Raw genomic sequence first — 14,177 nt, 5'->3', positions numbered from 1 at the left:
CCGGTCGAAGGCACCTTTCCGGAAAGGCGCCGAGCAATCCGTCATCGAACGGCCGATTGCACGCAACTCGTCGCGCACCCTCGATTCAACCAGTTCAATCCGCTGCGCGGGCGATCCGGCTATTCGGCCGGCTCCGACAAAGTCAGCACCCGATGTCTTCAGTGCGGCTCTCAGCGGTCAATAACTTGCAGCAATAGATAAGGCAGCGTCCGTCCCGCTCCGCAGACTGTCGATATCTCGTCGCGGTGAATTCCCGAACAACCGGCTGTATTCGCGGTTGAACTGGGTCGGGCTGGCATATCCGACCCTGAACGACGCGGACGCCGCGTCGAGTCTCTCCGACAGCATCAGTCGACGTGCTTCATTGAGCCGTATCCACTTCTGGTATTGCAGCGGGCTCATGCCAGTGAGCTGACGGAAGTGATGATGAAAAGTCGAACTGCTCATCTGAACCTGAGCGGCGAGATCGTCGACTCGCAAAGACTCGTCGAAGTGCATCCGCAACCATTGGATCGCCCGCGACACGCGGTGGCCCTGGCTACCGGCGGACGCAATCTGACGCAGACGAGCACCTTGATCGCTGGTCAGAAGCCTGTAGTAGATTTCCCTTTCGATATACGGCGCGAGAACGGCAATGGCGCCCGGCTCATCCAGCAACGCGAGCAGCCGGCTCAGTGCGTCGTAGAGCGGCTCGGTCATATCGCCGACGACGAGGCCACGACCCGCGGTGGCCTCATCGTGATCTGGCGCGACCTGCATCATCAGTTCGGCCATGACGCGAAAATCGAGTTTGAGCCCGAGACCGAGAAACGGCTTTTCGCGGCTGGCTTCAATGACCTGCGTCGAACCGGGCAAATCGAGCGACGTAATCAGAAAGCGGTTTGCATCGTAGATGTACATGTCGCCACTCTGAATAACCCGTTTCGCACCCTGGACGACGAGACCGAAGCTTGGCTCGACCATGCAGTCCATGGGCTGCGTCGGCGCCTCCCTGCGATGGAAGCTGAGGTTCGGAATGGCGGTGTTGAGGTGGTCGACGCCCTCGGTCCACCGCGCGACGCGCTCGGCGAGCGTCTGCCGCAGCGTGTTCTCCCGGCTGTGTCCGGGTGACTGGCGGATTGAGGAGGGGAGCGCAGCGATGGCAACGCTGCCTTGTGGGTGGGGGATGTATCGGGCAGAGGCCGGAGGCATGACTTCTTTATTCAGGTAATCGAATCGACGGGCAGGCCATCGACGAAAGGCCGGGCCGACAACGTGCTGCCGGGAGCCGGCGCGTCGCCGTGCTCCCGGAAGGCATGTGCTACAACGGGTGGAAGGGGGCTACTACTTCGTTGGCTGCGACTGGCAAAGCTGCCAGCGGCGCGATTGGGTTGCCGGCGCCGCCGCGCGTTCGTCCACCGTGCGCCACCATCGTTCGCCACGGTGCGGTTTGTCGAGGTCGAGGCGCTCGCCCATCCTGGGCGTCGACAACTCGATGCCGCGCACGAGCGCCAGCGCGGTGACGCGTTCGAACGGCTCCTGCCAGCGATGCATTGCGAGATCGAACGTGCCGTTGTGGATCGGGATCAGCCAGCGCCCGCGCAAATCGACGTGTGCCTGCACGGTTTCTTCCGGCTGCATGTGCACGTACGGCCATTGCGCATCGTAGGCGCCTGTTTCGATCAGCGTGACGTCGAACGGACCGAGGCGCTCGCCGATCTCCCGGAAACCGTCGAAGTAGCCCGTATCGCCGCTGAAGAACACACGCAAGTCGTCGTCGACGATGACCCAGGATGCCCAGAGCGTGCTGTTGCCGTCAAACAGGCTGCGCCCCGAGAAGTGCTGGGCGGGGGTTGCGGTCAGCGTCAGGCCGGCCTCGTTGACACTCTGCCACCAATCGAGCTGGCGAACCTTCTTGGCGTCGATGCCCCATTCGACCAGGCGATCGCCGACGCCCAGCGTGGTCACGAACACGTCGGTGGTTGCCGCGAGCGCGAGCACCGTCTCACGGTCGAGGTGGTCGTAATGATCGTGCGACAGGATCACGCCGCGCAGCGGCGGAAGATCTTCGAGCGCAATGGGCGGCGCATGGAAACGTTTCGGACCGATGCGCCGAAACGGCGACGCACGTTCGGCAAATACGGGATCGGTCAGCCAGAATTCGCCTCGCAGCTTGAACAGCAGCGTCGAATGGCCAAGCCGGTACAGGCTGCGATCGGGGGCCGCATCGAGATCCGCGCGGGTCAGAGGATCGACGGGCAGGCCGCCTGCAGGCACGGTATCGCGCGGCTTGTTGACCAGCATGTTCCATACGATCCCGAGCGTCTTGCCGAATCCTTCGACAGGACGCGGCGCGACATTGCTGAAGCGCTGGCCATTGTGCTGAGGCGAACCGCCGGACAGCATGCGACCGCGCCTGGCGGCTGCAAAACCCAGAATGCGGTGAATCAAAACGAGAGGCGATGCCATGTCGGTTCGTCCGGAATAGAAAGTACACTAAACAGTGTAGTTTATTTTTTGGGGAAGTAAACTGCCCGGTGTAAAATTTCTGCATGGAAACCAGCACTCCCCCTCAGCGCCTCACCGATCGAAAGCGCGCGGCCATTGTCGACGCGGCCATCGAGGAATTTCTCGCCGCGGGGTACGACGCGACGAGCATGGATCGCATCGCCGCCCGCGCGGATGTGTCGAAGCGCACGGTCTATAACCACTTCCCGGGCAAGGAAACGCTGTTCGCCGCGATCCTGCAAAAGCTCTGGGATGCGACCCGGTCCGGCGGCTCGCCGGCCTATCGCGCCGACGTGCCGCTGCGCGAGCAACTGCTTGCGTTACTCGATCGCAAATTGCGCCTGATGACCGACGAGGCATTTCTTGCGCTCGCACGCGTCGCGATCGGCGCGGCCATCCATTCGCCTGACCGCGCGCGCGACATGGTCGAGCGTCTCAGCGAGCGCGAGGAAGACATGACGGTCTGGGTGCGTTCCGCTGCGGCGGCCGGGCGCCTGTCGGTCACCGATCCGGTGTTCGCCGCGCATCAGTTGCACGGCGTGGTGAAGGCATTCGCGTTCTGGCCGCAGATCACGATGGGCCAGCCGCCGCTCGCGGCGCCGGAGCAACAGAAAGTCGCGGAATCCGCGGCGGACATGTTTCTCGCGTATTACGCGCGGCCGGACGACGGCGATGCATCGCACGCGGCACCGGGCTGACCGTGCACCGGGCATGCCGGCATGTATCGAGGCCGCGGTGCCATACGCACAACCCGTGCAGGACTCGATAAACGCAGCGCGCCGACGCGGCGGCAAAACCACCTGATCCGCGCCGGCAGGCGCGGAACCGAAACCCATGCTGGCCGGCTACCCGGCGTCGACCGGCGATACTGCCGATACACCTGAAGCCGAACGCGAGCGACGACGAATGAAGAGGCTGTTGATCGTCTACCACACGATGACCGGGGGCACGCATCAGATGGCCGAAGCGGCCGCCGGTGCGGCGCGCGAGCAACCCGGCGTCGACGTCAGGCTGCAGCGCGCGGACGCGACGAGCGCGGACGACGTGCTGGCCGCCGATGCATACCTGTTCGCGACGCCGGAGAATCTCGCGGCGATGTCCGGCCTGATGAAGGACTTTTTCGATCGCTGCTACTACGCGGCGCTCGACCGCGTGAACGGCCGCCCGTATGCGGCGATGATCTGCGCGGGCAGCGACGGGCAGAACGCGTTGCGCCAGATCGACCGGATCGCGACCGGATGGCGGTTGAAGAATGTGGCGCCGGGCCTGATCGTCTGTACTCGCGCGCAGACGCCCGAGCGCATCCTCGCGCCGAAGACGATCGACGACGACGATCTCGCCCGCTGCGCCGAACTGGGAGCCGGCCTTGCAGCGGGACTCGCGCTGGGCGTGTTCTGACGACCGGCACGGCGGTAGCGGCAACCGGGCGAGGGCGATATGGGCATACGACACATGCACGATCTCGTGCGGTACCGTTCCCATGAACACTGGGCCGGCCGAGTGCCGGAATCCTAGCTGCCTTTGACCGATCCTGAAGGCCGGTGGTATTCAGGCCAAAGCAATTTCACGAGATCGCGCGACGCGCCGTACGCATGGCAACTGTCGATCTTGAGCGGCTTTCCCGCGCTGTCGCGCTCCTCGAGCGACGACCGTCGCATGCCGACCATCGTCTGATAGGCCGTGGTGGCGATCGGGCCGAGCAATTCCTTCAGGTGCGTGCAGGTATCGCAGGACGGCAGGCGCTTGCGTACCTCGCTGTTCCAGCCGGCGCCGATGTTCAGCCCGACGAGCGCCTGTAGCGAGTCGCCGCCGCCCGGACACTGCGCATACGGATGCGACCTGAGGAACGTGGAGACGGCGCGCACCACCATGTCTGCGTCGAAAACCAGTGTCACGCCGAGATCGTGGATCGGCGCCAGCGCGGCAACCGTTCGCGTGCCGCCCGGCGGCGTGAAATCGCGGGTCTTGCGGTCCGCGAGGCAGGCCGTCACTTCGAACAGGCCGTCGCTGCGCCGATAGCCGCGCATGTCGATCTGCCGATGGTGAATCTCCTCGCGCGTGACGCCGTCATGCGAGATGTCTTGTGGGGGGACCATGTCACTGCTCCGTTTCGTACAACCGGTTCTTTTCGCAGGCAAGCGGATATCGTCGATTGACCGCACGCGCATTGAAACGGGCCGATGCGTGCAGCCGGCGACATCGATCCGGCCATACTACGCACTTTCCGGCATCCGCGTACGCAGCGGGATCGATGCGGACGCAACGAGTCGCGTACGGGTAGCGATGCGGTCGACACGCGTGGCGGCATATCGCGGGACGTTGTAACGAGCGATGGCCGTGTGCGTCACGTCGCCGCGATCGCCGGCCGGTGCGCAGTCGCGGCGGTGTCCGCGACCGGGGGGCGCAGCCATGGCAGGCGACGCACGCACGCGTCACGATCGTTTTGCATTCGCTGCGCGCGGCACGCCAACATCCTGCACCGGACGTCGATGTGCGCTGTCGCCGGCGTAATCGATCCGCTTGCACGAGACTGTCCCGATTTTTGCCGATGACGGCGAACAGCGTGACTTCCGGGAGCGTATCCATATAATGCGCAACACGACCACGCGGACGCTTTTCCGGCACCCTGAATCGGGCCCATGCGGACCGGCGAGTCAGCCGGCTGTCGCGCGTACCGGTATACTTCCACTCCTGCCTTGTCCGGCATCGTGGCCGGGTGCCTGAAAACAGAGTGGCGTGTGCGATGCGGCCCCGTAGTGCTCCGCATCGGCGGCGGACGGGGTGCACGCAAGACGGCGCAGCTTTTGTGCCGCGTGGCCGCACGAACCACACCTTATATTCCTGGTGGATTGAATTTATGGGTTTTGAACAACTTGCCGAATTGCGGGCGCAGCTCGCAGCGAAGGCCAAGCAGGAGCGCAACGCAAAGCGGCCGGCAGCGCCGACGGACGCCGGCGCGAAGCCGAAGTCCGGCGACCAGCCGCGCCGCGACGCGAAGCCGCGTACCGGCACGAAGCCGGGTGCCGACGCAAAGGCGCCGCATCGCGCGAAGCCCGCTTCGGCGAAACCGTCGGCACCGGTCGATCCGGTGATCGTTGCGATCGGCAAACTGCAGCGGAAATTTCCGCGCGCGTTCCCGAAGAATCCGGCCCCCAAAGTGCCGCTCAAGGTCGGTATCTGGGACGACCTCGCACGCGAAGCACAGGCGGTCGGCCTCAACGAAGCCGAACTGCGCGAAGCCATGTCGACGTGGTGTCGCGGCAACCGTTACTGGTCGTGCCTCGTGGAAGACGCGGTACGGGTCGATCTGCAGGGTAACGAAGCAGGCCGCGTGACGCACGACGATGCGGCGCGGGCGCGCCGGTTGAAGGCACGTCGCCCCGGCAAGGGCGCGGCACAATCGGCCAAGGGTGCGCAACCGCAGCAGCCGAAGGCAGAGCAGCAGGCCGAAGCCGCTGACGCGCAGCAACCGGCGAACGCGGAAGTGCAGGCCGACGCGGCGCCGCAGGTCGAGCAGCAAACGGCCGGAAACGAGTAACGCAGACCGCGCCGTTGCGTACCGCACGGCGCGTGCCCGCATGCAGATCGCATGCGGCGAATTCCCCGACAGGCCGGCCTGCCTCGACAGAGGCGGGCCAGGACTGCTCCCGCCGGCGCCTGAGGCGTCGGACCTGCACAGACTCTCCCTCCATGCATCGCGCGGCTTGACGAAGCATATTCGTCGATCGGCACGACACATGCGATGTTTCGATCTTGCCCTTTGCGCATGACAGGGACACAGGTCTCGAGTGCAGCGATGCTTGATTTAATCAATTCGGTTTCCTGAAAATTTCATTGCAAGAATCGTTGATCGTTGCACGGGCGACCGTATCCGCGTGTCACAGCATCATGGCTCGATAGTATCGAGCGGATCGTCAGGCACCGCATACGTCGGTTCGTTCGAGCCTGCCTGCATTTCGAAAGTGACGGGGCCGTCACATAATCAGACGTCGCGGCCATCGCTCCTTACTGCCCCTTCCAACCGGATCAAGAATCCGAGACGTTCCTCTATTCTCGTCGCACACGCTGCCGCCGCACTGTTCGGCGCTGCGACATCGCTTGCCAGGGCGCTGGTCGGCATGATGCCGCCGTTCATGGTCGCCGGCTTGTTTCAGCATCGGGCGGCACTTGCGCGAACGACACGCGCACACCCATTCGCACGACCGGCTCGAGCACACGCATCGGCATCGGCACGATCGACATCACCGGCATGCGCACGATTTTGCGTACGACGGCAATGAACCGCACACGCATCCGCATGTGCATCTGGCGATCACGCACAGCCATGCGTATTTTCCGGGCATCCATCATCGTCATCGGCATTGACGGCATCGCGACGGCGACGATGCATATCGAAAGGTGACCATTTATGGGATGTGGGGCGCATCGCACGCACCCGCTTTCATCGTTGAGCGATCGCGACGGAGCGTGAGCAGGGCCCGTGCCACGGTTCGAATCTTTCGGATCAGCGAAGCGCACCGAGCGATCAGAGCGCGAAGCGTGTTGCCGGGTGCTTCGCCTGTCGATCCGCATGCGCGCGGCCAGTCGATCGCTCGTATCCGGAATGCAGATGCGAGCACGTCGTCGAACAGCGCATCGACATCGACAATACTCAAGCTGCAACCGATCCAGCTCGTTGCCTGCATCGAGGTCGGGATGCGGTCAGTATGTCGCCAGGGCAACGGGTCGCTGCGCGTGACGACCGTCCAGTTCGCCATCGTTCGGCACAAGCCGGTTTTACGCAGAAGCGGGACATGGCTTCAAAACCGCATGGCGGCAGGAGGGCGGAAGGTGGTTGCTCGATTGACGGTGCGATGACGCACGTGGGCGGCACGGGCCGCCGCGGCGACTATGGCGCCGGGGGAAAGCAGAAACCGAAATCCTCGCAGCCGGGGCATCCGGGTGCGGGCCCTGGCGGGACGCCGAGCGCCGCTGCTGTTTCTTGCGCGAGGAATTTCTTCCAGCGCAGCCGAGCAACGTTGCGTGCGGCGAGCGCAGGAAAATGGCGAGCGAGCATGGCGGATACCGCTTCACGCCCGTCGAGACCGAGATCGCGCCACAGGTGATCGGGGCGCAGGCACGCATGCGCGATGATCGATGCGAGACAGTCGGCGTCGTCGCGGGCAACGGCGGGATTCGCGTCGTCCATCAGCCGCGTGTGCAGCGTCGTGACGAATGCCGCATGAGCAGCCGGCAGCAATGCAATTGCGGCCATCGGCATGAGTGCCGACGCATCGGCGGACGACAGGTGCGGAAACTGCCGCGCAAGCAGGCCGGCGAGTTGCGCAGGGGACAGGCCAAGCAGCGGGAGTTCGTTGCGGCACGCGCGCGCCGCAACGAGCGCGCCGAACAGGCGCGCGTCGGGTGCATCGGCATTGGCCGCCGTGGACAGCAGCGACTGCAGCGCCCGTTGTTGTGCAGGATCGGACGCGACCGTCATCGCAAGCATCCGCATGAAGGCCACACCGTGCGAGCCGCGCGAACGCGCGACGCCAGACGGATCGCCATCGCGATCGTCACACGCTCATTCGACGCCGACGATGACGCTCGAGGCCTTGAAGATCGCGGATGCGGCCGTGCCGCTCGCGAGGCCGAGGCGCGCGACGCTGTCGTTGGTGACGATCGCGACGATCTCGGCGCCGCCCACGGCCTTGATCACGACTTCCGAATTGACCGCGCCCTTCTCGACCGTCGAGACGGTGCCCGCGACGCAGTTGCGTGCCGACACCTTGCTGCTGTCGACGTCGACCATCACGATGACCGACGACGCCTTGACGAGTGCGAACGCCTTCGTGCCGGCCGCGAGGCCCAGCGAAGCCGCGCTGCCGTGGGTAATCACGGCGACGATGTCGAGGCCGTCCTGCGTGCGGAGCGTGATTTCGTCGTTGACGGCACCGGGCTTGACGGCGCTGACCTGACCGGCGAAATGGTTGCGGGCGCTGGTTCGCATGATGGATCTCCGGAAATTGAGCCGCCCGGCGGGCGGAGAGTGAAAGACGGGAACAGCGAACCAGTTTACCGTCAATGCGCTCGCCGCGCGGCACCGGTTTGCGATGCCCGGCATTCCGGTTACGAACGACGGCGGGGCAGGCCGCGGCCCGGGCAAGGATCGTCCGACAGGCGGATCGGAGGCGGCGCGGTCTTGCCGAGAGCGTGCTGCACTGCGGGACCGACAGGAACCGCTGCGTGTCGCGAAACGCCCGCCCCGCCGTTTGGAGCCGGCGGCGCGGACCTTCGCCGCGGCGTCACTTGGCCGCAGCGGGTGTGACGGCCGGCGCACCGGCCGCCGACGTCTGCTTCGCCGCATCGGGCGTCGCGTCGCCCTCCCAGCCACCGCCCAGTGCGAGGAACAACCGCACCTGATCGGCGGCGACCTGTCCCTCGGCGGCCGCGACCTGCGCCTGCACGCTTGTCAGCGTGCGCGTGGCGTCGAGGTCGGAGATGAACGACTCGCGGCCGGCCACATAGAGACGATGCGTTTCGTCGGCGGAGTTGCGGGCCGATTCGTAGGCCGTGCGCAGTGCTTCCGTGCGCTGCACGTCGGCCGCGTAGGTCGCAAGGCTCGACTGCGTTTCGCGCAGCGCGTTCAGCACGACGCCGTCGAAGTGCGCGAGCGCGCCGCCGGTCGACGCTTCGGCTTCGCGCACGCGCGCACGCTGGCCGTTGACGGGGAACGACCAGCTGATCAGCGGGCCGAACGACCAGCGGTTCGTCGTCGACGAGAACAGGTCGGCGGCGACGCCGACCGAGCCGGCCGACGCACCGATGCTGACCGACGGATACAGCGCGGCGGTCGCCACGCCGATCCGCGCGGTCGCGGCGGCGAGCTGCCGCTCGGCTTCGCGCACGTCGGGGCGGCGGCGCAGCAGCGCGGCGCCGTCGCCGATCGGAATCGGCTGGCGCAGCCTCGGCAGGCGTTCGCATTCGGCGACGGCCTTCGGCAGGTCGGCCGGCGCACGCGCGAGCAGCGCGGCGAGCTGGTATTGCGCGACCTTGCGACGGCCTTCGAAGCGCGGGATGTCGGCGGCGAGCGTGCGCACCTGGGTCACGCCGCGCGTCACGTCGGTCTGGTTGCCACGGCCGGCATCGCGCAGCCGCTGCGACAGCGCGACGCGTTGCTTCTGCAGTGCGAGCGACTGTTTCGCGACCGCCAGCTCGTCGCCGGCCGAACACGATTCGACGTACGCGCGCACGACGTCGGCGACGACCGTGATGCGCGCCAGATCGCCGGCGGCCTGGACGGCCTCGCTGTCCGCGCGCGCAGCTTCGACGCCGCGCCGCAGCTTGCCGAACAGGTCGATCTCGTACGACACGTTGATGCCGACCGCACCTTCGTTGACGACCGGCAGCTTGTTCTCGAGCAGGTACTGCTCGGCCGATTCCTGTGCGCGCTGCACGGCGGCGGTTGCGCCGCCCGAGAATCCGCCTTGCTCGTTCGCGACTTCCAGCGCCGCGCGCGAGCGCGCGAGGTTGGCCGCGGCGACGCGCAGGTCGGTGTTCGATTTCAGCGCATCGCGCACGAGCCCGTTGAGCACGGGGTCGTCGTAGAGCTGCCACCAGTTGCCGGGCACGGGATCGCGCGACACGAGCGTGCCGTTCGCGTCGTCGAGCGCATGGTTCGCGAGCGGCGCATTCACGTACGCCTGCTGCGGCAGCGTGTAATCGGGGCCGACGGACTTGCACGCGCCGAGCGCAAGCGCGAGCGGCGCGAGCGTTGCCGCGAGGCGCAGACCGTGGCGCTTCATTGCGATGCTCCCGCCGTGCTTGCGGCCATGCCGGAAGCCGTCGATGCGGCCGATGCCGCCGCGCTTGCGCCGGCCGCCGGCTTCGCGTCGTTGCGGCGGCGCGTGTCGTCGTCGCGCATCGACACGGTCGCGGTGCGGCCCGCGATCATCCGGAAATCGTCGGGCACGTCGTCGAGCACGACGCGCACCGGCACGCGTTGCGCGAGCCGCACCCAGCTGAACGCCGGGTTCACGTTCGGCAGCAGGTTCGCGCCCTGCGTGCGGTCACGATCCTCGATCGCGGCGACGATGCTCTGCACATGGCCGCGCAGCGTGTGCGGCTCGCCCATCACGACGATGTCGACCGGCTGGCCGATGTGAATGCCGCGCAGCTTGGTTTCCTCGAAGTAGCCGTCGACGCGGAACGAATTGCGGTCGACGACCGACAGCACCGCGCGGCCGGCCGGCACGTATTCGCCGACGCGCGGCGCGCGGTCGTTCAGGTAGCCGTCCACGGGACTGACGATCGTCGTGCGCTGCAGGTTGAGCTTCGCGGTGTCGAGCGATACCTGCGCATCGGCGACGGCGGCCTCGCCCTGTTCGACGCGCGTGCGGCTTTCCTCGACCTGCTCGCTCGCGACCAGGTTGCCGAGCTGCAGGTTGCGCGCGTATTCGCGCTTCGCCTGGGCGAGCGTCGCGCGGCGCTGCGCGAGCGTGGCTTCGGCGAGCCGTTCCGCGAGCGTGTAGCGCGCCTGGTCGATCACGAACAGCACCTGCCCGCGCCGCACTTCCTGGTTGTCGGCGACCTGGACCGACGTGATGAGGCCCGTCACGTCCGGCGCGACCTGGATCACGTCGGCGCGCACGTGGCCGTCGCGCGTCCACGGCGAGAACATGTAGTAATTGACGATCCGCCACAGCACGACGGCGGCCACGACGACGACGATCAGGGTGAGCAGGATTTGCCCTGCCGAGAGCCAGGTTTTTTTCACGTTAGGTAGCCACGAGATGGTGGGAAACGATCACGACGGCGGCAAACACGAACACGTAGATGCCGAGGTCGAAGATCGAACGGTGCCAGACGAGGCGGTAGAAGCCGACGCGCTCGAGCGCGGCGCGCACGACGATGTTGATCAGGTACGCGATCAGCATCAGCACGAGCGGAGCCGGCACGAAGACGCCGAAGAGGTCGATTTCGCCGATCATGGTCGCACTCGGAAAGACGGGGTGGGGAACAGGATCATGCGTGTGCTCCGTCCTGCGCCTGCGGCGGTTGCCCCGCAGCGGCCGGATACAGCGACAGGCGCAGGCCGACGAGCGCGTGCAGCGTGTCGCGCAGCCGGCGATGCGTCGCAGGCGTGGCCGGTGCCGCAGGCGCGGCTTCGGCTTCGGCCGGCGTGGCGCCCGGCAGGGTGCGGCCGGCTACGCGGCGCAGCGCATCGTCGATCGTCGTGAGCAGTGCCGGCGGCGCGGGCTGGCGTGCGTTCGCGGCCGCGCAGCGGGCGTAGTGATCGGTGACGCCGGCCAGCACGCGATCGATCGCATCGGGCACGTCGCCCGACAGCCGGCGGCGCGAGCGGCGCAGGTCGAGCGCATTCAGCGCGATGCGCAGGTCGCGGAAGCTTTCGATGGACGGGTGGCGGTGGTCGTCGGATGCGCCGAGGCGCGGCAGCAACTGCGTGACGCGGTCGAGCATCCGCGATGCGTGATTGCGCTGGTCGTCGAGCGGCTGCGTCGATGCCGAGCGCGCGACATCCTCCCAGCCCGAGCGCAGCAGGCGCCGCACCGCGAGTTCCGCGCCGAACGGGCGCGTCGCGCGCGTCCACACGTAGGCAAACAGCAGCCCGGCGACACCCGCGAGATTGCTGTTCAGGAACACGAAGAAATCGGCGTCGTACGCACCCTGGATGCTGATGAAGGTGGCGGTGTTCACCGCGACGAGCATCGTTACCATGTTGAACTGCGGGCGCGGCAGCAGCGTGCCGATCAGGATGAACGGGCCCGCGAACATCACGACGAGCATCGCGAAATCGTGCACGTGAGGCAGCACGACGAACAGGTACAGGCCGGCGAACACGACGCTCGCGGCGGTCGACAGGAAGAACTTGAACACCAGCGGCGCCGGCTCGTCGAGCGCGGCGAAGAAGCTGCACGACACGGCCACGAGCGTGACGGCGGCGGCGCCGTCGTGCCAGCCGGACGCGATCCACAGCCAGCTCGCGAACACGATCGCGGCGGCGACGGTCAGCGTGGAGAAGAGCATCATGCCGCGATCGAAGAAGCGCTCGGTGCCGCCGAGCCGCCAGTGCCGGTAGCGCGGTTGCCAGACGCCCGATTCGTTGCCGATCAGCGCGCGCAGCGAGCGGCAGTCCTGCCAGATGTCGATGACCTGGCGCAGCCGCCACAGCGCGTTCGACAGCAGCGCGCCGTCCCAGCTCGCGAGCGCGTGGTCGGCCGGCTGCAGCGCGGCGATGCGTTCGCGCAGGCGTTCCGCGACGGGGTCGTCGATCAGGTCGCCGTCTGCACCGGACCTGACGGCGGGCAGCGGCGCATCGAACCATGTCGCGGCGTCGGCGAGCAGCTCGTCGAGCCCGGGCGGCCGGATGTGCAGGTCGCGCATCAGCGCGATCAACGGATCGGCGAGCGACGACATCAGCGGCAGGAACAGTTGCATCCGGCCCGCGAGCGCCTGCGCGCGCGCGAGGATGCGCGGGTGCGCGTGGTCGTAGCCCAGCTGGCTCAGCAGGAATTCGAGGCCCGTGATGGTCGCCGCGAGGCGTTGCCGGCATGCGGACAGCGCCTTGCCGGCAATGTGCCCGGACAGCGTTTCGCGGCCATAGAACGCGGCGTCCTTGAACCACGCGTCGGTGCGCTCGATCAGCGTCGGCGCGAGCCGGTTCGGGAAGATCGCGCTGCCGACCACGCTCGCGCACACGATGCCGAGCACGATTTCCTCGGTGCGCGCGATCGCGACGTCGAACACGGTGCCCGGATCGGTCACCGTCGGCAGCGCGATCAGCGGCATCGTGTAGCCGGCGAGCATGAACACGTAGCTGCGCGCGGTGCGGTCGGAGATCGCGAGGTACAGCAGCGTGCCGCACCAGGCGGCGACGATGATCGCGAACAGCAACGGGGTCTCGACGAACGGCGGCACGAAGAAGATCGCGGCGGCCGCGCCGAGCGCGGTGCCGAGCGCGCGATACAGCGCCTTCGAGCGCGTGGCGCCGACGAACGGGTTCGACACGATGTAGACGCTCGCCATCGCCCAGTACGGGCGCGGCAACTGGAAGTACAGGCCGAGGTACAGCGCAAGCATCGACGCGGCGAACGTCTTGCCCGAGAACAGCCAGTCGCGAAGGCTCGGATAGGTCATGACGCGGGATCGGCGGCGGGCGGTGCGGGAGGTGCCGCTTCGGCGCTGTTGAACGCGTTCAGCACGCGCAGCGTCGCTTCGAGATCGGCGCGCGTGACGCCCTTGAGGACTTGCGCGCGCAGCACGCGCAGGTCCTGCTCCATCCCGGCGGTGACCGCACGGCCGGCGGCCGTCAGCGAGATCGTCTTCGCGCGGCGGTCGTGCGGATCCTCGTCGCGGCGTGCGAGGCCGGCCGCGCACAGCTGGTCGAGCAGGCGCACGAGCGACGGCCCTTCGATGCCGACGTGTTCGGCGAGCGCGCCCTGCCGCACGCCTTCGCCGAGACGGCCGGCGATCAGCAGCGGCGTCGCGCAGGCCTCGGACACGTTGTACGCGTTCAGGACGCCGTCGCTGGTGCGGCGCCACTTGCGCGCGGACAGCACGAGCAGGCTGCTGACGGCGAGGCGGAGATCGTGCAGGTTGGTCATGGGCGAGATGATAGGGGCAAAAACATTCGATAGCAAACTATCGTTTTTGTCACCCGGACGACATCTCGCACGCGGTTCGGCCGGCCG

Annotated in this window: 14 protein-coding genes and 1 pseudogene; 4 read left to right on the top strand and 11 right to left on the bottom strand. The window is 67.0% G+C overall.

Translation table 11 applies throughout. From position 1 onward, the window contains the following. Window positions 1-177: 177 nt before the first annotated feature. Complete coding sequence (locus GQ57_RS08050; protein ID WP_031398034.1) at window positions 178-1,191, bottom strand: AraC family transcriptional regulator; 1,014 nt, start codon at window positions 1,189-1,191, stop codon at window positions 178-180. Between the two features lie 132 nt (window positions 1,192-1,323). Next, window positions 1,324-2,448 (bottom strand): MBL fold metallo-hydrolase, encoded by a 1,125-nt coding sequence (locus GQ57_RS08045; RefSeq protein WP_034197572.1) that lies wholly within the window; start codon window positions 2,446-2,448, stop codon window positions 1,324-1,326. An 83-nt stretch (window positions 2,449-2,531) separates the two neighbouring features. Between GQ57_RS08045 and GQ57_RS08040 the strand changes: the two genes are divergently transcribed. Further along, complete coding sequence (locus GQ57_RS08040) at window positions 2,532-3,185, top strand: TetR/AcrR family transcriptional regulator (RefSeq protein WP_031398036.1); 654 nt, start codon at window positions 2,532-2,534, stop codon at window positions 3,183-3,185. Between the two features lie 208 nt (window positions 3,186-3,393). After that, window positions 3,394-3,885 (top strand): flavodoxin family protein, encoded by a 492-nt coding sequence (locus GQ57_RS08035; RefSeq protein WP_031398037.1) that lies wholly within the window; start codon window positions 3,394-3,396, stop codon window positions 3,883-3,885. A gap of 113 nt (window positions 3,886-3,998) precedes the next feature. On the opposite strand, the gene GQ57_RS08030 is transcribed toward GQ57_RS08035, so the two are convergent. After that, on the bottom strand, window positions 3,999-4,583 hold the full coding sequence (locus tag GQ57_RS08030) for a DUF2889 domain-containing protein (RefSeq protein ID WP_034197571.1): 585 nt from the start codon (window positions 4,581-4,583) through the stop codon (window positions 3,999-4,001). Window positions 4,584-5,344: 761 nt separating this feature from the next. Between GQ57_RS08030 and GQ57_RS08025 the strand changes: the two genes are divergently transcribed. Then, on the top strand, window positions 5,345-6,025 hold the full coding sequence (locus GQ57_RS08025) for a ProQ/FinO family protein (protein ID WP_031398040.1): 681 nt from the start codon (window positions 5,345-5,347) through the stop codon (window positions 6,023-6,025). A 626-nt stretch (window positions 6,026-6,651) separates the two neighbouring features. Continuing rightward, window positions 6,652-6,852: pseudogene (locus GQ57_RS43630) on the top strand (EamA family transporter); the annotation flags it as partial. A gap of 41 nt (window positions 6,853-6,893) precedes the next feature. Here GQ57_RS43630 and GQ57_RS41455 read toward each other — a convergent pair. The 8 genes from GQ57_RS41455 to GQ57_RS07985 form a co-directional block, all read right to left on the bottom strand. Next, on the bottom strand, window positions 6,894-7,244 hold the full coding sequence (locus GQ57_RS41455) for a hypothetical protein (RefSeq protein WP_152603217.1): 351 nt from the start codon (window positions 7,242-7,244) through the stop codon (window positions 6,894-6,896). 131 nt (window positions 7,245-7,375) lie between these two features. Beyond that, window positions 7,376-7,975, bottom strand: coding sequence for a nitrogen fixation protein NifQ (locus tag GQ57_RS08015; RefSeq protein WP_425322007.1), 600 nt, complete (start codon window positions 7,973-7,975; stop codon window positions 7,376-7,378). A 75-nt stretch (window positions 7,976-8,050) separates the two neighbouring features. Beyond that, window positions 8,051-8,476: a TOBE domain-containing protein gene (locus GQ57_RS08010; protein WP_034197569.1), complete on the bottom strand. Its 426-nt coding sequence runs from the start codon at window positions 8,474-8,476 to the stop codon at window positions 8,051-8,053. 295 nt (window positions 8,477-8,771) lie between these two features. Continuing rightward, on the bottom strand, window positions 8,772-10,271 hold the full coding sequence (locus GQ57_RS08005; RefSeq protein ID WP_034197568.1) for an efflux transporter outer membrane subunit: 1,500 nt from the start codon (window positions 10,269-10,271) through the stop codon (window positions 8,772-8,774). Further along, a complete protein-coding gene (locus GQ57_RS08000) occupies window positions 10,268-11,242 on the bottom strand; it encodes an efflux RND transporter periplasmic adaptor subunit (RefSeq protein ID WP_034197567.1) in 975 nt (324 codons plus the stop codon). Before GQ57_RS08000 ends, GQ57_RS08005 begins: the two co-directional genes overlap by 4 nt. Window position 11,243: 1 nt before the next feature. Beyond that, window positions 11,244-11,456, bottom strand: a complete 213-nt coding sequence (locus GQ57_RS07995) for a DUF1656 domain-containing protein (protein ID WP_031398046.1) — start codon at window positions 11,454-11,456, stop codon at window positions 11,244-11,246. Between the two features lie 34 nt (window positions 11,457-11,490). Further along, complete coding sequence (locus GQ57_RS07990; protein ID WP_031398047.1) at window positions 11,491-13,623, bottom strand: FUSC family protein; 2,133 nt, start codon at window positions 13,621-13,623, stop codon at window positions 11,491-11,493. Continuing rightward, window positions 13,620-14,090 carry a MarR family winged helix-turn-helix transcriptional regulator gene (locus GQ57_RS07985; RefSeq protein ID WP_031398048.1) on the bottom strand — a complete coding sequence of 157 codons (471 nt, stop codon included), beginning with the start codon at window positions 14,088-14,090 and terminating at the stop codon, window positions 13,620-13,622. The genes GQ57_RS07990 and GQ57_RS07985 overlap by 4 nt, the downstream gene beginning before the upstream one ends. Window positions 14,091-14,177 lie beyond the last annotated feature (87 nt).

Source organism: Burkholderia sp. MSh2 (assembly GCF_000731655.1).
GTDB classification, from domain to species: domain Bacteria; phylum Pseudomonadota; class Gammaproteobacteria; order Burkholderiales; family Burkholderiaceae; genus Burkholderia; species Burkholderia paludis.
The sequence above is the reverse complement of the archived record's forward strand: the minus strand, read 5'-3'. Positions and strand labels throughout refer to the sequence as shown.